General features: G+C 67.7%; 12 protein-coding genes. 6 read left to right on the top strand and 6 right to left on the bottom strand.

What is annotated here, in order from left to right:
* Positions 1-3: 3 nt before the first annotated feature.
* The 4 genes from tssF to tssA all read left to right on the top strand — a co-directional run bounded on the left by tssF (position 4) and on the right by tssA (position 7,138).
* Positions 4-1,839, top strand: coding sequence for a type VI secretion system baseplate subunit TssF (gene tssF / locus FOZ70_RS04440; RefSeq protein WP_021161817.1), 1,836 nt, complete (start codon positions 4-6; stop codon positions 1,837-1,839).
* Positions 1,803-2,903, top strand: coding sequence for a type VI secretion system baseplate subunit TssG (gene tssG / locus FOZ70_RS04435; RefSeq protein ID WP_021161816.1), 1,101 nt, complete (start codon positions 1,803-1,805; stop codon positions 2,901-2,903). The genes tssF and tssG overlap by 37 nt, the downstream gene beginning before the upstream one ends.
* Positions 2,904-3,307: 404 nt before the next feature.
* A complete protein-coding gene (gene tssH / locus FOZ70_RS04430; protein WP_219705009.1) occupies positions 3,308-5,977 on the top strand; it encodes a type VI secretion system ATPase TssH in 2,670 nt (889 codons plus the stop codon).
* A 39-nt stretch (positions 5,978-6,016) separates the two neighbouring features.
* A complete protein-coding gene (gene tssA / locus FOZ70_RS04425) occupies positions 6,017-7,138 on the top strand; it encodes a type VI secretion system protein TssA (RefSeq protein WP_021161813.1) in 1,122 nt (373 codons plus the stop codon).
* An 85-nt stretch (positions 7,139-7,223) separates the two neighbouring features.
* Here the strand turns inward: tssA and FOZ70_RS04420 are convergent, their stop codons facing one another.
* The 4 genes from FOZ70_RS04420 to FOZ70_RS04405 all read right to left on the bottom strand — a co-directional run bounded on the left by FOZ70_RS04420 (position 7,224) and on the right by FOZ70_RS04405 (position 14,235).
* Positions 7,224-8,153, bottom strand: coding sequence for an OmpA family protein (locus FOZ70_RS04420; protein WP_048023628.1), 930 nt, complete (start codon positions 8,151-8,153; stop codon positions 7,224-7,226).
* Between the two features lie 4 nt (positions 8,154-8,157).
* Positions 8,158-9,147, bottom strand: a complete 990-nt coding sequence (tagF, locus tag FOZ70_RS04415; RefSeq protein ID WP_021161811.1) for a type VI secretion system-associated protein TagF — start codon at positions 9,145-9,147, stop codon at positions 8,158-8,160.
* Positions 9,144-13,088, bottom strand: coding sequence for a type VI secretion system membrane subunit TssM (gene tssM, locus FOZ70_RS04410; RefSeq protein WP_059486504.1), 3,945 nt, complete (start codon positions 13,086-13,088; stop codon positions 9,144-9,146). Before tssM ends, tagF begins: the two co-directional genes overlap by 4 nt.
* A 301-nt stretch (positions 13,089-13,389) precedes the next feature.
* On the bottom strand, positions 13,390-14,235 hold the full coding sequence (locus FOZ70_RS04405) for a M15 family metallopeptidase (protein ID WP_021161809.1): 846 nt from the start codon (positions 14,233-14,235) through the stop codon (positions 13,390-13,392).
* Between the two features lie 121 nt (positions 14,236-14,356).
* Between FOZ70_RS04405 and FOZ70_RS04400 the strand changes: the two genes are divergently transcribed.
* Positions 14,357-15,322 (top strand): hypothetical protein, encoded by a 966-nt coding sequence (locus FOZ70_RS04400; RefSeq protein WP_021161808.1) that lies wholly within the window; start codon positions 14,357-14,359, stop codon positions 15,320-15,322.
* Between the two features lie 206 nt (positions 15,323-15,528).
* On the top strand, positions 15,529-16,554 hold the full coding sequence (locus tag FOZ70_RS04395; protein ID WP_048023647.1) for a transporter: 1,026 nt from the start codon (positions 15,529-15,531) through the stop codon (positions 16,552-16,554).
* Between the two features lie 13 nt (positions 16,555-16,567).
* Here FOZ70_RS04395 and FOZ70_RS04390 read toward each other — a convergent pair whose 3' ends face one another.
* Entirely contained in the window at positions 16,568-16,720 is a 153-nt protein-coding gene (locus tag FOZ70_RS04390; protein WP_021161806.1) for a DUF1427 family protein, read from the bottom strand.
* Between the two features lie 24 nt (positions 16,721-16,744).
* Positions 16,745-17,722, bottom strand: a complete 978-nt coding sequence (locus FOZ70_RS04385; protein ID WP_021161805.1) for a zinc-binding alcohol dehydrogenase family protein — start codon at positions 17,720-17,722, stop codon at positions 16,745-16,747.
* Between the last annotated feature and the right edge of the window lie 44 nt (positions 17,723-17,766).

Genomic DNA, 17,766 nt, shown 5'->3' with positions numbered 1-17,766 from the left:
TCGATGGAAGAATTGCTGCCGTATTACGAGCGCGAATTATCGTTTTTGCGGCGCTATTCGCGAGATTTCGCCGAACGTTATCCGAAGATCGCGGCGCGGCTCGCGTTGTCCGGCGAGCATTGCGAGGATCCGCACGTCGAGCGGATGATCGAGTCGTTCGCGCTGCTCGGCGCGCGCATCAACAAGAAGCTCGACGACGATTACCCCGAATTCACCGAAGCGCTGCTGGAAGTGCTCTATCCGCACTACCTGCGGCCGTTCCCGTCGTGCTCGATCGCGCAGTTCACGCCGGCCTCGCCCGGCCAGCAGACCGAGCCGGTCGTGATCGATCGCGGGACCGAGCTGAAGAGCCGCCCGATCCGCGGCGTGCAGTGCCGGTTCCGCACCGCCTATGACGTGACGCTCGCGCCGATCCGCATCTCGGAAGCGCGCTACACGCCGGTCGCGCTCGCGCCGAGCGCGACGGTGCTGCCGTCGAACGCGACGGGCGTGATCTCGATCACGTTCGAGTCGCTCGCCGCGCAGCTCGATCTCGGTGCGCTGAAGCTGCCGACGCTGCGCGCGCACCTGCACGGCGAGCAGTCGTTCGTCGCCGCGCTGACCGACTGCCTGTTCGTCAACGTGCTCGGCGCGTATGTCGAGCCCGAACGCAACGGCCGCTGGACCGCGTTGCGCAAGCTGCCGATCGCGCACGCCGGCTTCGACGAGGACGACGCGCTGATCGACTACCCGGCGAAATCGCATCCCGCGTATCGCCTGCTCACCGAATACTTCGCGTTCCCCGACAAGTTCGATTTCGTCGACTTCGACATCGCGGCGATCGCGCGCGCGACAGGCCGCTGCCAGCGGGCGACGCTGCACCTCGTGCTGCAGGACGTGCGCAGCGATTCGCACGTCGCGCGGCTGCTCGAGCTGCTGACGGCGAGCCACTTCCGGCTGTTCTGCACGCCGATCGTCAACCTGTTCCGCCAGCACGGCGAGCCGATCCGCATCACGCACCGCGCGGTGTCGTACCCGGTGATCGCCGAGGCGCGGCGCGCGTTCGCGTACGAGGTGTATTCGATCGATTCGGTGAAGCTCGTCAGGCAGCAGGCGCACGAGGAGTCGGTGATCGAATTCCGGCCGTTCTATTCGCTGCATCACGGCGAATCGGCGCGGATCGGCCATTACTGGTTCGCGCGCCGCAACGACTGGGTCGCGCAGAAGAGCCCCGGTTATGAAACCGAAATCTCGATCGTCGACATCGATTTCGAGCCGACGTCGCCGCAGACCGACACGCTGAGCCTCGACCTCACCTGCACGAACCGCGACCTGCCGGCCATGCTCGCGTTCGGGCTCGAAGGCGGCGACCTGTTCCAGGAAGGCGGCGCGCAGACGAGCGGCATCTCGATGCTGCGCCGCCCGACGCAGAGCGTGCGCTTCGAGCGCGGCCGCGCCGCGCACTGGCGGCTCGTGTCGCACCTCGCGCTCAATCACGTGTCGCTGGTCGCGCACGGCCTCGCGCCGCTGAAGGAAATGCTGACGCTGTACGACCTGCGGCGCACCGCCGTGTCGATGCGCCAGATCGACGGCCTCGCCGGCGTCGAGCAGCGCGGCGCCGTGCAGTGGCTGCCCGGCAAGCCGTTCGCGACCTTCGTGCGCGGCATCGAGATCCGCCTGACGATCGACGAGGAGCACTTCGTCGGCGCGAGCCTGGCCTCGTTCGTGCGCGTGCTCGACAGCTTCTTCGGGCTGTACGTCCACCTCAACAGTTTCGTTCAACTAGTCGTCGTGTCGAAGCGCACCGGCGAGGAGATCATCCGATGCAAGCCCCGGACCGGCGAATCGATCCTGGCGTAGTCGACGCGCTGCTCGACGAACCGCACCGCTTCGAGTTCTTCCAGGCCGTGCGCGTGCTCGAAGGGCTGTTCGCGCGGCAGGCGTCGGATGCGCCCGGCGCGTGGCGGCAGGGCGATGTGGTCGCGCAGCGCATCGAATTCCGCAACACGCTGTCGCTCGGCTTTCCGCCGAGCGAGATCGAAGGCGCGCGCTCGTTCGACGGCGACGGCACGCAACTGAAGACGGACGAGCAGCGCGGCGCCGCGCTCGCGGCCGGCGAGCTCGGCCACGTCGAGCTGACGCCCGCGTTCTTCGGGCTGCTGGGCGGGCAGGGCGCGCTGCCGCTGCATTACACCGAGCAGATCATCGCGCGCGAGCACCTGAAGCGCGACCACGCGGCGCGCGCATTCTTCGACGTGTTCTCGAACCGCGCGACCGCGCTGTTCTATGCCGCGTGGAAGAAATACCGGCTGCCGTTCCATTACGAGCTCGATCGCGACGAACGTTATCTGCCGCTGCTGCTCGCGATCGCGGGCGTGCCGAGCGACGAAGTGCGCGACAGCCTCGCGGCCGGCGTGGGCGGCGTGCTCGACGAGGCCGTTGCCGGTTATGCGCTGGCCGCGCGGCACCGGCCGATGTCGGCTGCATACCTGCAGCGCACGCTGTCGGACTATTTCCGCGTGCCGGTGAAGATCGACCAGTTCGTCGGCAAGTGGTACGACGTGCCGCCCGACCAGCTGAGCGTGCTCGGCGAGGTCAACGCGGTGCTCGGCGCGACGGCGCTCGTCGGCGAACGCGTATGGCAGCGCGACATGCGCGCGCGGATCGTCGTCGGCCCGCTGTCCAAGCGCGACTACGAGGCGTTCCTGCCCGGCGGCGCGCAGGCCGTCGCACTGGAGCGGATGCTGACGCTGCTGGCCGGCGTCACGCTCGAATACGAGGTGAAGCTCGTGCTCAAGCGCACCGAGGTCGGTGCGAGCGTGCTCGGCGCCGGCTCGCGGCTCGGCTGGGACGCGTTCCTGTGCACGCGAGACGCGCTCGAGGATCGCTCCGACGCGCGCTACGAACTGCACGTGATTCACTGATTCCAAGGGTCTGTTTACATATGGAACGCGCATGCGAATGCCCGAAATCGCTCGTCCCCCAAGGGGACTTCCTAACGGGGCGCAGGCAAGAAGTGAGGAGCGCCGTTTGGCCGAGCCAAACGCCCCGCAGGAAGTCCCCTTGGGGGACAAGTGACGAGCGACGCCGCCATTCGGGCGATTTCGGGCATTCCCGTGATATGAATTTTTTGATTTGGGGTTGCCACGAGAACGGCCGCTCGCCGCGTTGCGCTCCTTGCGAATACGTCAGTATTCGCGGCGTCCCACGGGGACTTCCGTTGGTCGTCGCGCGCCTCGCGAGCGGCCGTTCTCGTGGCAACGCATGCGCGTTCCATATGTAAACAGACCCTAACAACAAACACGCAATCGAACCTGAGATCGACGCCATGAGCACGCCTCTGAAGACCCTGATCACGAAACTGAACCCGCTGTGCCGCCACGCGACCGAGCGTGCGGCGAGCGCGTGCCTGGCGCGCGGCCACTACGAAGTCGATCTGGAGCACCTGTTCCTCGCGTTGCTCGAGGAGCCGGCGGGCGACCTGCCGCTCGCGCTGCGCGCGAGCCGTGTCGATCCGCATGCGCTGCGCGCCGATCTGGAGCGCGAACTGACGCGCCTGAAGACCGGCAACACGCGCACGCCGGTGTTTTCCGTGCACCTGATCGCGCTGTTCGAGCAGGCGTGGCTGATCGCGTCGCTCGATTCGCAGCTCGGCCGCATCCGTTCCGGGCACCTGTTGCTCGCGCTGCTGACCGCGCCGGATCTCGCGCAGTTCGCGCAGCGGATGTCGTCGCAGTTCGCGGAAGTGAACGTGACGGACCTGAAGCACAAGTTCGACGAAATCATGGCCGGATCGAGCGAGGCCGAACCGCGCCAGGGCGATACGGAAGACGGCGGCCTCGCGCCGGCAGCCGACGGCGTGGCGCCCGCGGCGGGCCCGTCGAAGACGCCCGCGCTCGACACGTACACGACCAACCTCACGCAGCGCGCACGCGACGGCAAGATCGACCCGGTGATCGGCCGCGAAGCCGAGATCCGCCAGGCGATCGACATCCTGATGCGTCGCCGCCAGAACAACCCGATCATGACCGGCGAGGCCGGCGTCGGCAAAACGGCGGTCGTCGAGGGCCTCGCGCTGCGCATCGCGGCCGACGACGTGCCGCCGCCGTTGCGCGGCGTCGCGCTGCACGTGCTCGACATGGGGCTGCTGCAGGCCGGCGCGAGCGTGAAGGGCGAGTTCGAGAATCGCCTGAAGAGCGTGATCGACGAGGTGAAGAAGAGCGCGCACCCGATCATCCTGTTCATCGACGAGGCGCACACGATCATCGGCGCGGGCGGCCAGGCCGGCCAGAACGACGCGGCGAACCTGCTGAAGCCGGCGCTCGCGCGCGGCGAGCTGCGCACGATCGCCGCGACGACGTGGAGCGAATACAAGAAGTACTTCGAGAAGGACGCGGCGCTTGCGCGGCGCTTCCAGGTCGTGAAGGTCGAGGAGCCGAGCGAGCCGCTCGCGGCCGCGATGCTGCGCGGGATGTCCGGCCTGATGGAAAAGCACTTCAACGTGCGGATCCTCGACGATGCGATCACCGAGGCCGTGCGTCTGTCGCACCGCTACATCAGCGGCCGCCAGCTGCCGGACAAGGCGATCAGCGTGCTCGACACCGCGTGCGCGAAGGTCGCGCTCGCGCACAGCGCGACGCCGGCGGCGATCGACGACACGAAGAAGCGCATCGAGCGGATCGACGCGGAAATCGCGTCGCTGGAGCGCGAGGCGGCGGGCGGCGCGGCGCACGACGAGCGGCTCGGCGAGCTGCGCGGCGCGCGCGACACGGCGCTCGAACAACTGGCGAAGGACGAAGCGCGTTATGAAGCCGAGCGCGTGATCGTCGCCGAAATCACCGAACTGCGCGACACGCTCGACAAGGCACGCGGCCCGTCGGAAGACGGCCAGCCGGTCGACGTGCAGGCGACCCGCGACAAGCTCGCCGAGCGCGTCGCGGCGCTGCACGCGCTGCAGGGCGGCGAGCCGATGGTGCCGCTGCAGGTCGACGGCCATGTCGTCGCCGAGATCGTCGCCGCGTGGACGGGCATTCCGCTCGGCCGGATGGTGAAGGACGAGATCGACACCGTGCTGAACCTGCAGCCGCTGCTCACCGCGCGCGTGATCGGCCAGGACCATGCGCTCGACGCGATCGCGCAGCGCGTGCGCACCGCGACCGCGAACCTCGAGGATCCGAACAAGCCGCGCGGCGTGTTCATGTTCGTCGGGCCGTCGGGTGTCGGCAAGACCGAGACGGCGCTCGCGCTGGCCGACATCCTGTACGGCGGCGAGCGCAAGATGGTCACGATCAACATGAGCGAGTACCAGGAAGCGCACAGCGTGTCGGGCCTGAAGGGCTCGCCGCCGGGATACGTCGGCTACGGTGAAGGCGGCGTGCTGACCGAGGCGGTACGCCGCAACCCGTATTCGGTCGTGCTGCTCGACGAAGTCGAGAAGGCGCACCCCGACGTGCTCGAGATGTTCTTCCAGGTGTTCGACAAGGGCGCGATGGACGATGCGGAAGGGCGCGAGATCGACTTCCGCAACACGCTGATCATCCTGACGTCGAACGTCGGTTCCGCCGCGGTGATGCAGGCGTGCCTGAACAAGCCGGCCGAGGAACTGCCCGATCCGGATGCCCTTGCCGAGACGCTGCGCCCGCAGCTGTACAAGACGTTCAAACCTGCGTTCCTCGGGCGGATGAAGGTCGTGCCGTACTATCCGATTTCCGACGACGTGCTGGCCGAGATCATCGAGCTGAAGCTCGAGCGGATCCGCCGCCGGATCGAGGCGAACCACAAGGCGGCGTTCGAATGGGACGAGTCGCTTGTCGACGCGGTGCTCGCGCGCTGCACCGAAGTCGATTCGGGCGCCCGCAACGTCGACCATATCCTGAACGGTACGCTGCTGCCGGAGATCGCGGGCCACGTGCTCGGCCGGATCGCCGACGGCGCGGCCATCGCGCGCATCGCGGTGCGCGCGGACGAGGCCGGCGAATTCACGTACACCGTCGAATGAGCGCGACCGCGCATCACCCAGCATTGATGAACTGAAACCATGCCGATCAATCTCCCCGAGCTGCTGACGCCGATCAGCGATGCGTCGCCCAGCGGCGACGACCTGCTGTTTTCGAACGAATTCGACGCGATCCAGGACGCGCGGCGCTACGACGATCCGACGCTCGACCAGGGCGAATGGGTGACCGAGATCAAGGAGGCTGACTGGGGCTTCGTCGTCGATCACGCGGGCGAGCTGCTGCGCACGCGCACGAAGGACCTGCGGCTCGCCGTGTGGCTGACCGAGGCGCTCGCGCTCGAGGACGGCATCACCGGCCTCACCGAAGGTTATGCGCTGCTCGAGGGCCTGTGCCGCGACTTCTGGGACACCTTCCACCCGCTGCCCGAAGACGACGACATCGAGCACCGGCTCGGCAACGTCGCGTGGCTGTCCGGCCGCACGGCCGAGCTGCTGCGCGCGGTGCCGTTGACGGACGGCGCGTCGAACGCGTTCAGCACGCTCGACTGGGAAGTGGCGCAGCACGTCGCGCAGGCCATCAAGCGTGACCCCGAACACGCGGACGACATCGCGCGCGGCAAGCCGTCGATCGAGCAGATCGATTCGTCGCGGCGCGTGACGTCGATCGCGTTCTACACGGCGCTGCTCGCGAACCTGAAGGCGTTCGAATTCGCGCTCGATGCGTTCGAGGAGCGGCTCGTCGAGCGCGCGGGCGATTCGGCGCCGAGCTTCCGGCAGGCGCGCGACGCGTTCGAGACCGTGTACCGGCTCGCCGAGCGTTTTGCGCGCGAGCAGGGTTATACGGGCAGCGCGCCGCACACACAGTCGGCACCGCAGGCGCAACCCGAGCGCATCGAGCCGGTGTTCGGCAATCCGATTCAGACCGAGGAGACTCACGTGCAGCCGCAGCCCGTTCCGCGCGCCCCGGTGACGCAGATGATCGCCGGCATCCAGAACCGTGCGCAGGCCGTCGACCAGCTGCGCGCGGTCGCCCGCTATTTCCGCCAGACCGAGCCGCACAGCCCGGTCGCGTATCTCGCCGACAAGGCGGCCGAATGGGCCGACATGCCGCTGCACAAGTGGCTCGAGAGCGTCGTGAAGGACGACGGCTCGCTGTCGCATATTCGCGAACTGCTGGGCGTGAGGCCGGACGAGCAGTCGTAAACGCGAAACGGGCGGCGCATCGCTGCCGCCGCCCGTCGCCTGCCGGGCCGCTTCGCACGAAGCGGCCCGTGACATCCCTCTACGCTTACTGCCCCACCCGGAACTCGATCCGTCGGTTCCGCGCGCGCCCGTCCGCCGTATCGTTCGGCGCGATCGGCTGATCCGGCCCGACACCCGTCGTCGTCATCTGCTGCGGCGGGATGCTCTTCGTGATCAGGTAACCCTTCACCGCATCCGCGCGCGCCTGGCTGAGCGCGATGTTCGACGTGCGGTTCCCCGAGTTGTCGGTGTGGCCGATGATGTCGACCGTGCGGTTCTGCATCTTCGCGAGCGCGGCCGCCATCTGGTCGAGGATCAGCTTGCCCTGCGGCGTGAGCGTCGCGCTGCCCGTCTCGAACTCGATCGTCCGGTTCGCGAGCGTCTGGTCGAGCACGCCCTGTTCGGATGCCGATACGCGCAGCCCGTTCCTGATCGTATACGTCGGGTTCAGCGTGTTCGCCATGTCGCTCGCGAGCTGCTGGCGCTGCGCTTCGTTGTGCACCTCGCCCTTCATCTCGATCTGCGTGCCGTTGATCTTCAGCTGCCCCTTGCTGATCTGCTTGAGCTGCGCGCCGAGCAGCTTCTGCACGTTCGCGCTCCAGTTCGGCGGCGTTGCGACGTCGCCGACCTCGATCTGGTCGACGACGTTCGTCGCGCCGTAGGTGTCGCGCAGCTTCTGCAGCACGGCGGCCTTGGTCGCCTCGTCGGGCACCTTGCCGCCGACGACCACCTGGCCGGGTGTCGCGGCCGCGGGCGGCGGCGTGATGGTGCTCGCGGTGCCGGCCGTGCCGTGCACGACGGCGCCTGACGCCGTCCCCGGTGCGGCACCGGGGTTCGCGGGCAGCGCGGTCGTCGCGACCGTGCCGTTGCCGACCGGCGTGACCGTCGCGCCCGTGTTCTGCGCGAAGGCCGTGCCGCTGCCGATGAACAGGCCGGAGGCGAAGAGGGCGGCGAGGACGTGATTCATGCGATGCATCCCGTCAGCCTCCGATGAACGCTTCACGGAACGCGTCGATGGCGACGCGCAGCGAGAGTTGCGGTTGTTCGAGGTAGCTGACGAGCTTGCTGATCTGGTGATCGTTTTGCGCATGGGCGTCGATCCACTCGGGATCGTCGATGTCGATGTTGTGGGCGGCGTAGGTCTGCGGGTCGACGACGCTCAGCAGCGTCTTGGCCGACGCGCCGTTGAAGCCGATGATGAGCCGTTCGCGTTCGGCGATCGTGCCGATGAAGATCGCGAGCTCGAAATCGGCCTGCGCGACGAACGGCGCGATCAGTTCGAGCCAGAACGCGGCGACGAGGCTGCGGTAGAACGGATCGACCGGCAGCGGCAGCGTGAGGCCGCGCTCGATGTGCGACGAACCGCTCTGCATCACCGGCCGCAGCAGCGAGCCGAGCGCGAGCATCGCGCCGCGCAGCCGCACGGGATGACCGCTGTCGAGCAGCATCTCCTGGAGGCCGTACAGCGACTGGTGTTCGACGAAATCGTTGAAGGTGCCGTCATGCGACGTGCCGGGGCCGCCGACGTCGATCGGCACCTGCGTGTCGCCGAGCGCCTGCAGCGCGCCGGGCGGCTCGTCCTTGCCGAGCAGCGGCGGGATCTGCGTGGCGACGCGCGACCACAGCCGCGCGAACGCCAGCGGGCTGCGCGCGAGGAACGCGAGCGGCCGGTCGACCTCGAGCGCCGTTGCGCCGAGGAACGGGAAGCGGCGCATCGACACGTCGTGGCTCGCGACCATGTGGCCCGCGATCGCGAGCTTGCTGCGCGAGCCGAGGAACGCGAAATGCATCGGCTTCGCATCCTCGTAGACAAGCTTCCAGCGCGGATCTTCCGCGAGCAGTTCGAGCGCCTGCGCGATCCAGCGATCGAGCGTCTGCAGCAACTGCGGATTGTGCGGGCTCTTCACGAAGTCGCCGCGCGACGGAATCTTGCCGAAGTAGGCGATTTGCGCCTGTACGGTTTGCGTCATTGCGCCCCCTGTGCATTCGTTGCGTTGGCGGCCGCGACGGCCGGCGCTGCGCCCGGCGTACCCGTGCCGGACTGGGTCGCGTTCTGCGCGGCGCCCGCGCTCGCGTCGGCGACCGACGACGGCAGCTGCAGGCCGCGCAGGCTCTGCTGCTGCGGCTGGTCGCTGCCCCCGCCGCCGGACGGTTGCGACGTGCTGATGATGCGCATCGTCACCGACACGTTCACGCTGCCCTGCGCCCACGTCAGGTCGAAGGTGCCGTCCGGACGGCGCTTGCGTTGCGCCGAGTTGATCAGCTTCTCGAGGCCGTAGCGGCCCGGCTCGTTGACGAGCTGCACCGTGCGGCCGTCGAAGGTCGTCGCGGACAGCGTCGCGCCCGGCGAGCCCTGCGGGTTCGGCCACACGAAGTTGGTCCACTGCGGCGGCGTGTTGCGGTAGCGCAGTTGCTGGCCGTCGATCGCGATCGTGTATTCCGTCGTGCCCGTGCTCGGCTGCGGCAGGATCTGGAACACCGTCTGCGGCTCGGACGACGCGGCCGCGCCGCCTGCCGCACCGCCCGCGAGCGGCGCGACCCAGCGCGCGAAGCCGTTCGTGAAGTCCGGCGTGAGGCCGATGCCCATGTCGCCCCACGTGCGGGCGGCGAGGGTATCGCCGCGGCGCACCGCGAGCGGCCCGAGCGTCGTGCCGACGAACTTCGCGATCGAGCCGTCCGGACCGAACACCTGCGCGATTTCACCGGCGCCGGCCTCGACCTTCGCGCTCGCCGCGAACGGGTACTTCGTCGCGAGCGAGTTCTGGAACGGCTGGTAGACCTGCGCGTTCCACACCTTGTTGACTTCGGCGCTGGCCGGCTGGATCACGACCGCGAACGCCTGCATCAGCGGCCGCACGAGCAGCGGACGCAGCGACTTGCGTTGCGAATCGGTGAGGCCGGTCAGCATCTGTTCGTCGACGAGCTTCAGCGAATCGGCGAGTTCCGAACCGTTGCCGTCGAGCGTCTGCTGCATCAGCTGGCGCGCGCCCGGTCCCGGGTCGCCCTGGTTCTTGATCACGTTGAAGCGCGTGCGGACCTTCGACAGCGATTCCATGTAGCCCTTGAGCATCGACGTGCCGTCATGCACCGCGACGATCCGCGCGAGCCCGATGAATTCCTGGCCGATCGGACCCATCGGCACCTCGGCCGGATTGCCGTTGATGTCGATGTTGGCGGCCGCCACCTGGCCGGCCGGCGAGCGCGAGAACAGTTGCTTGACCCAGTTCACGACACCCGTCTGCGCCTTCTTGATCGTCACGTTCGCGAGCGACGGGTTGTCCCACGACGTCTGGTCGTACGCGGTCTCGAGGATCTTGCGGATCGGTGAATCCTGCGGGTCGCCGAGGCGGTTCATCCCGTCGACGGCCTGGCCGAAGCTGCTGAAGCCCTGCACGGCGATGCCCTGCATGAACTTCTGCCAGTGCTGCGCATACTCGGTCTTGTACATGCCGACGAGCGTCTTCTGGATCTGCTCGGGGCTGCCCTCGAGCGTCAGGTCGTCCTGCGTCGACGTGTTCAGCACCCAGTCCTTCGCCTGCAGTTCCTTGGTCGCCGCGTCGCGGATCGCCGGCTGCACATAGTCGAACCACGCTTCGCGCGTGAACGTGCCCGGAATCGCGTAGCTGCCTGCCACGAGCCCCTGGTTGCCGTCGCCGACGATGCGCGCGATGGTCATCGGCGCGAAGCGGGTCGACGCGCGTGCCTTGATTTCCTCGTACACGCGCTGGCGGGCCGGCATGCCGCGCACGACGCGGCGCAGGTTCTCGCGGGTCTGGTCGACGAGCGCGAGGTTCGCGTCGATCATCGGCCAGTCGTCGTCGTTCACGCGCGACAGGTAGAACGAGATCATGCGCTCCGCGCTCTTGATCATCTCGTCGCGCGGCATGTTGCCGCGATTCGTCTCGAGCCAGCCGCGCCAGAAGCGGGCGAGCTGGTCGGTCAGGTGCGCCTGCTCGACGTGACGCTTGTCGGACAGCATCAGGTACGTCTTGAGCGCGTTGTACGCGTCCTGCACGTTGGTCGGCGACGCGTCGCTGTAGAGGCCGCCCTGCGGAGCGGCCGGCTGTTGCGCTGCGGCCGGCGCGGTGCCGGACGCGGCCAGTGCGGCGCCGGCCTGCGGCGCGGCGCCTGCCGCGTTCGTCGAGACCGGAATCGCGCCACCCTGCACGGCGCCCGATTCGGGCGGGCGCGTCATCGGCACGAGCTGCTCGGGGTGCGCGTTCACGTCCTTCATGAACGACGCGAGATTCTGCGACACGGGGGCCAGCAGGATCTGGCGCACGCCGTTGTAATACTCGGTCAGCAGGTGCTGCTCGAGACGGTCGCCCTGGTACAGACCGAGCGACACCGAGACCGGCTTGTCGCGGCGGAACTGCTCGAGCTGCTCGATCCGGTCCTCGAGGATGTCCATCGCCTGCAGGCGCGACTGCAGGTCGTTGCGGCCCTGCTGCAGGCGCGTGACGTTGTCGAGGTCGGCCTGCACGTTCGCGACGAGCTGCTGGTTGCCGATCGTCGACCAGGTCCAGCCGCCCAGCGCGAGCGCGAGCGCCGCGACGAAGCCGAAGAAGGTCGCGTAGCGCAACCGGGTCTTGGTCGGGCTCGCGAACTGCCGCACCGTCTGGCGGTCCGCGAAGATCACCTTCGAGAACAGGTCGCGCAGGAAGAAGCCGTTCTTCGAGAACGCGCTGTGCGGCTTCGGCAGCGCGCTGCCGTCGAGGCCGAAGCGCTGCGCGATGCGCTGCGCGGCCGCGCTGTTGGTTTCGCCTTCCTGCAATGCGCTGGTGAAGTAGAAGCCGCGGAAGATCGGCTTGTACTGGAACGGGTTGTTCTCGAACAGCGTCGCGAGGAACGCGCGCAGCGACGGCTTGATCGTCGAGAATTCGAGCGGGAAGCTCAGCTGGCCCGGCGACAGCTGGTTGCCGCGCGACAACGAGAGCTGCGCGACGCTGATCTCCTTCAGCCCTTCGTACAGTTCCTCGAAGTGCGTGTCGAACTGCGCGACCACGTCGCGCTTGTCGTCGGGTTCGTAGGGCAGGGTGGCGCCCCACACGCGGTCGTACTCGTGCTTGTCGCTGCTGCTGAAGAATTCGGTGAAGCCGGTGATCAGGTCGGCCTTCGTGAACATCACGTAGACCGGTGCGAACACCTCGAGCTTCTCCGTCAGCTCCTGAACGCGCTGGCGGAGGTTTTTCGCGAGGTTGATCGCGAATTCGGGGCGGTTGCCGGTGAGTTCGGCGATGCTTGCGGTGACGATGATGCCGTTGATCGGCGCCTTCGGGCGATAGCGCTTGAGCAGGCCGAGGAAACCGAGCCATTCGCTGCGATCTTCCTCGTGCACCGAATAACGGCCGGCCGTGTCGAGCAGGATCCCTTCGGTCGTGAAGAACCAGTCGCAGTTACGCGTGCCGCCGATGCCGTGGATTACCGCGCTGTTCTTGTCCGCGAACGGGAACTGCAGGCCGGAATTGAGCACGGCGCTGCTCTTGCCCGCGGCCGGGTTGCCGATGACGATGTACCACGGCAGTTCGTACAGCGCGGAGCCGCCCGACACCTGGCCGATCTTCGACGTCTTGATCGTCTTCACCGCGTCCGACAGCCGCGTGCGCAGCACGTCGAGGTCGGCCGTCTTCGCGTCGGGGGCGAGCGCGGCGGCGGCGGGCGCGGCGATCTTGCCGGTTTCCGCCTGCTCTTCCAGCACCTGGCCGAGCTGCTGGTTCGCGCGCTTCACGCGCCAGCGGCGCCACAGCGCGACGACGAGCCACAGCGCGAGGATCGCCGCGAACGCGATCGCTGCCCACAGGAGCGGCAGCTGGAGCATGTCGGCGACGATGAAGAGGATGGCCGCTAGCGCGACGATCCCGACGATCGAGAGCGTACGCGGATGAGTCAGCACGTTGAGGATGCGTTGCATAGGACGTTCAGGTTCCGGTGCGATTCGGTGAGGCGACGCAGGCGCGTCGAGCGGCAAGGGTGGCGCCGCGATGTGTCGCCATGCTGTCAAACGGGATGAAGGGGGCTGGCATCAATGCGCCCGCGGCATCGGAGAAGGCGCGCGCATTAACGAAAGGACGCTGTGAGATTTAAAACGGAAGCGGCGGCCGGAAAAAATCGCGCACCGGAATGCATGATTTTTTGCGCCGCCCATATCGTTTCCTGCCGGGATATTAAAAAGCCCCATGCCGCCCTCATTATTTCCTGTCCGGCAGCCCTGGCTAGCTGCCGCGTCCCAGTTTAAAACCGGGTTTATGGTATTCCACGTGCCCGAGATCCATCATTTTCCAGCGGCCCCCCCAGGTCAGGCCAACCTGTTCGGCGACCTGGCCGTACAACTGGTAGCCGCGCATCGCCCACGGATCTTTCTCGGAAATGACCAGCTTGCCGTCGCGCAGGAATGCGTTGTCGGCCGCCAGCCCGAATTGGTGATAACTCTGGAAGGCCGCCGCGTTGGTCACGTTGCCGCCCATTGCCGCCAGCCGGTTTTGCCGTTCCGGGCTCCGGTAACCTTCCAGCAACGCCATTTCATATCCATATTGTTCGTGCATGATCTTGTAGACCAGCAGCAAACGCGTACGGAAATCCGGATCCAGCAGGTTCCAGTCGCGGCTCGCATCCTTCAGCGCCGGACGTACCTGTTCGACTTCCTTGGTGGCGAAGACTTCCGGCGGCAGCGGCGGGGGCGGTACGAGCTGTTCGCCCTGCAGCAGGGCGGCGATCTTCTCGTCGGGCACGCGCGCCGTGTCGTCGTACTGGAACAATTGCCGGCCGCGTAACGCAATGGCGACCAATGGCGGCGTCGCAAGAATACCTGCCGATACCATAATCATCAAGCGCCGTCGAACCAGTAAATTTTGCACATCGTTTAAAGCACCGCGCGTAACGCTTGCCGATTTAACAATCTGACTTCGCGTACGCGCGGCGCGATCGTTCGCACGGCGTGTAAGACGGCCGTGAAACTGGGCGACGGATTCGAAAACGGTCGCGCGGATACCCGGTAAAAGCAACAGTGCCGCAACTGCTACGGCAAGGGCGAAATAGGCGACGAGTGCGACGGCAATCAACGAAATCCCCGGAAATTGGAATTGATTGTGTTTTGCAATGCTTGCTCTTAGAATCAGGCTGCTTCGAGAGGCCGGGCTATATTATCGCGGTGAATTAAACCAGGATTCAATGAGACGCTGAATGAGTGCGCCGGAAAATTCAAATTCGAAATCTCCGCCCAGCCTGCTGTCCGATACCAAACCGGCAGGCGACGGAGCTCAGCAGTCGCGCATTCTCGCGAATCTGGAAGGACGTGTCACGCCGCCGGCCGAACCGCCGCGCCGTTCGCTGAAGGCGCCGATCGCGGCCGTCGTTGCACTGGTGGTTGCCGTCGGTGGCTGGGGCGCATGGCGCATGCAGCATTCGAACGAGCAGGCCGCTGCCGTCACGGCCGAGGCCGCACCCGCGGCCGCCGCGCCGGCGAAGGCCGCAGCGGCCAGCGACGCTGCCGTGCAGGTCGCGCAAAATGCGGCATCCGCCGCGCAGCCGGCCACGATCGTCAACGACGACGCAGCTTCCCGAACCGTTGCTTCCGCATCGTCCGCGTCCGCCGCGGACAACAGCCGCCTGTCGCGCGCGCTCGCCAACGGCGCCGACGATGCATCGGGCACGGCCACGGCCGGTGCGGCCGCCGCTGCCGCTGCTGCTGCGACCAAGACCGCGAAGGCCGACGCAGCAAAGAACGCGAAGGTCGCGGCGCACGGCAAGACCGACACGAAGGCCGAAACCAAGGCTGACGCAAAGGCCGAGGCCCGCAAGCATCGCAAGGAACAGCAGGCCGAGCTCGCGCAGGCGAAGAAGCGTCGCGACGCGACGTCGACCCGCACCGCGAGTGCGAAGGCGGCCGGGAAGGACGATCCGGATGCGGATCTGCTCGCGGCGCTCGTCGCGCGCACGAAGCCCGCCGACAAGAAACTCGCCGCGCAGAAGGCGCAGGCTGTGCCGACCAAGACGGCCGCGACGGCCGGCTCGCTGGCGTCGCGCGTGAAGGAATGTTCGGAGCGCGGTTTCTTCGAGGATCAACTGTGCCGCTGGCGCGTCTGCGAAGGTCACTGGGGCAAGGATCCCGCGTGCCCGAGTGCCGCGCAGTCGGAGACGCGGCAGTAACGCGTCTCGTGTTTGCCGGCCTGCCGCACCTGCGCCGCCCGTTGGGCGGCGCGTTGCTTTTGGGGTGCGGAATCGGCCGGTATGATGCGGCGTGACGCTGTCACCGGCGCGTCATGCCCGTCGGGCATACGTTTCCTTTCCTTTTCCGGCGCGGGCTCGCGACCCGCGATGCGCGGCGCGCCGCGCGCCGCACGACCTTCGACACGATGGACCTGATCGTACAGACTTACGGCGCCGATACGTCCGGCATGGTGTGCGGATTCCGCTTCGATCCGGGCGGATCCGGCGCGACGCTCGACGCCGATACGGCCGCCGCGTGGCTGCGCACGTGCCGCGAGCGCGATGGCGCGTCGGACGATTTCGTCTGGCTGCACTTCAATCTCGCGCACGGCGCGAGCGAGCGCTGGATGCGCACGCACCTCGATCTGCCCGACAGCTTCTTCGAATTCCTCCACGAAGGGTCGCGCTCGACGCGCATCGAGCAGGAGGACGGCGCACTGCGGGCGATCGTCAACGACGTGATGTTCAACCTCGAACTGACGCCGTCGGAGATCGCGACGCTGTTCGTCCACGTCGAGCGGCGCATCATGGTCACCGCGCGGCTCAAGCCGCTGCGCTCGGTCGACACGCTGCGCGCGTGCGTGCGCGACGGCGAGCAGTTCCGGTCGCCGGCGGAGCTGCTCGTGCACCTGCTGCGCGACCAGGCCGACCTGCTGATCCAGATCATGCGGCGCACGAGTGTCGACGTCGATCGCATCGAGGACCGCTTCCTGTCGCAGCGGCTCACGTCGAGCCGCATCGAGCTCGGCGCGATGCGCCGCACGCTGACGCGCCTGCAGCGCATGCTCGCGCCCGAGCCCGGGTCGATCTTCCGGCTGCTCGCGAAACCGCCCGCCTGGCTGCACGTGGAAGACGTGCAGGAGCTGCGCGAGTCGACCGAAGAGTTTTCGCTGGTGCTCGCCGACCTGGCCGGGCTCAACGAGCGGATCAAGCTGCTTCAGGAAGAGATCGGATCGCGTCTCGACGAGCAGAACAACCGGACGCTGTTCACGCTGACGCTCGTGACCGTGATCGCGCTGCCGATCAACATCGTCGCCGGCTTCTTCGGGATGAACGTCGGCGGCGTGCCGTTCTCGGAGAACAAGCACGGCTTCTGGCTGATGGTGCTGCTCGTGGCGGGCTTCACGGCACTCGCCGCGTGGTGGGCATTCCGCCGGCGCGACGACCGCTAGCGGCATCGACCCGTCAGCGCAACAGCGCGATCGCGCGTTCGCCGATCACCATTCCGAGCAGCCCGACGAGCGCGACGAGCGGCGGGGCCGGCGAGCGCACGTGCAGCAGCGCGTACAACACGCCGACGCCGAGGCCCACCGCGAGCGAGGTCACGTAATCCGTCATGGCGGTCTCCCGTGTGATCCGGCGTCAGGGTTTGAGGATGACGCGCTCGCGCGCACCGGCCAGCACCGCGCGATACGCATCGTGCGCGCGCTCGAGCGGATAGACGTAGTCGTCGCCGATCGGGAACGGGCGCAGGGTGCCGTTGCCGAAGCCGGGCGCGAGCGTGTCGAGGATCTGCGCGACCGCGGCGCCGCCGAGCTGCAGCGAATCGATGCCCACGAACGTGTGCTGGCCGCGATAGAACGCGAAGATGTCGAACGGCACGCTGCGCTCGATCGTCGAGATGAAGATCTGCCGCGCACCGATCGCCATCGACGCGTTCGCCGCTTCGAAGTACGGGCTGCCGACCGTGTTGTAGACGATGTCCGCGCCGCGTCCGCCGGTCGCCGCGCGCACCGCGTCGGCCACCGGTTCTTTCGACGCGTCGATCATGTGCACGTCGCTCGATGCGTGGCCACGATAGCCGCCGGCGCTGCGCTCGACGCCGATCACGGTTGCGCCGTGCGCGGTCGCGAGCTGGATCGCGGCCTGGCCCACCTTGCCGTTCGCGCCGAACACGAGCACGACGTCGCCGGCCGTCGGCATGCCGGCGCGGCGCAAGCCCTCGTAGGCTGTGACGAACGGCACGCCGACGCCGGCCGCTTCGTCGAGCGTCAGCACGGCGGGCTTGCGGCGCACCAGCGCCGCGTCGAGCACGAGCCATTGCGCGTGCGAGCCGTCGCGCCCGACGCCGAGATCGCCGCCCGAGCCCCACACCGGCGCGCCGATCCAGCCTTCCGGGCCGCTGCGCACGATGCCGGCCCAGTCGCGCCCGGGCGTGCGCGGCCACACCGCGTGCGGCATGCGGCCGAGCGCGGCCTTCACGTCGCTCGGGTTCACGCCGGCCGCGTGCACCTCGATCAGCATCTGGCCGTCGCCCGGTACGGGCGTGTCGATTTCCCTGACCCGCGCGTCGAGCGACTCGATGTCGGCGGCGGGGGCGTCGAAGCGGATGCTGCGCATGGCGATCTCCGTGGCGGTTGGCTGCCGCGCGGCCCGGTGGGGCG

The organism is Burkholderia sp. COPS (genome assembly GCF_019425585.1).
GTDB lineage: Bacteria > Pseudomonadota > Gammaproteobacteria > Burkholderiales > Burkholderiaceae > Burkholderia > Burkholderia cepacia.
The sequence above is the reverse complement of the archived record's forward strand: the minus strand, read 5'-3'. Positions and strand labels throughout refer to the sequence as shown.

Bases quoted from the DNA above. Each gene is read 5' to 3' on its own strand.
- FOZ70_RS04385 (WP_021161805.1), bottom strand. From the start codon at position 17,722: ATGCGCAGCATCCGCTTCGACGCCCCCGCCGCCGACATCGAGTCGCTC.
- FOZ70_RS04395 (WP_048023647.1), top strand. From the start codon at position 15,529: ATGGACCTGATCGTACAGACTTACGGCGCCGATACGTCCGGCATGGTG.
- tssG (WP_021161816.1), top strand. From the start codon at position 1,803: ATGCAAGCCCCGGACCGGCGAATCGATCCTGGCGTAGTCGACGCGCTG.
- FOZ70_RS04390 (WP_021161806.1), bottom strand. From the start codon at position 16,720: ATGACGGATTACGTGACCTCGCTCGCGGTGGGCCTCGGCGTCGGCGTG.
- tssA (WP_021161813.1), top strand. From the start codon at position 6,017: ATGCCGATCAATCTCCCCGAGCTGCTGACGCCGATCAGCGATGCGTCG.
- tssF (WP_021161817.1), top strand. From the start codon at position 4: ATGGAAGAATTGCTGCCGTATTACGAGCGCGAATTATCGTTTTTGCGG.
- tssH (WP_219705009.1), top strand. From the start codon at position 3,308: ATGAGCACGCCTCTGAAGACCCTGATCACGAAACTGAACCCGCTGTGC.
- tssM (WP_059486504.1), bottom strand. From the start codon at position 13,088: ATGCAACGCATCCTCAACGTGCTGACTCATCCGCGTACGCTCTCGATC.
- FOZ70_RS04420 (WP_048023628.1), bottom strand. From the start codon at position 8,153: ATGCATCGCATGAATCACGTCCTCGCCGCCCTCTTCGCCTCCGGCCTG.
- tagF (WP_021161811.1), bottom strand. From the start codon at position 9,147: ATGACGCAAACCGTACAGGCGCAAATCGCCTACTTCGGCAAGATTCCG.
- FOZ70_RS04400 (WP_021161808.1), top strand. From the start codon at position 14,357: ATGAGTGCGCCGGAAAATTCAAATTCGAAATCTCCGCCCAGCCTGCTG.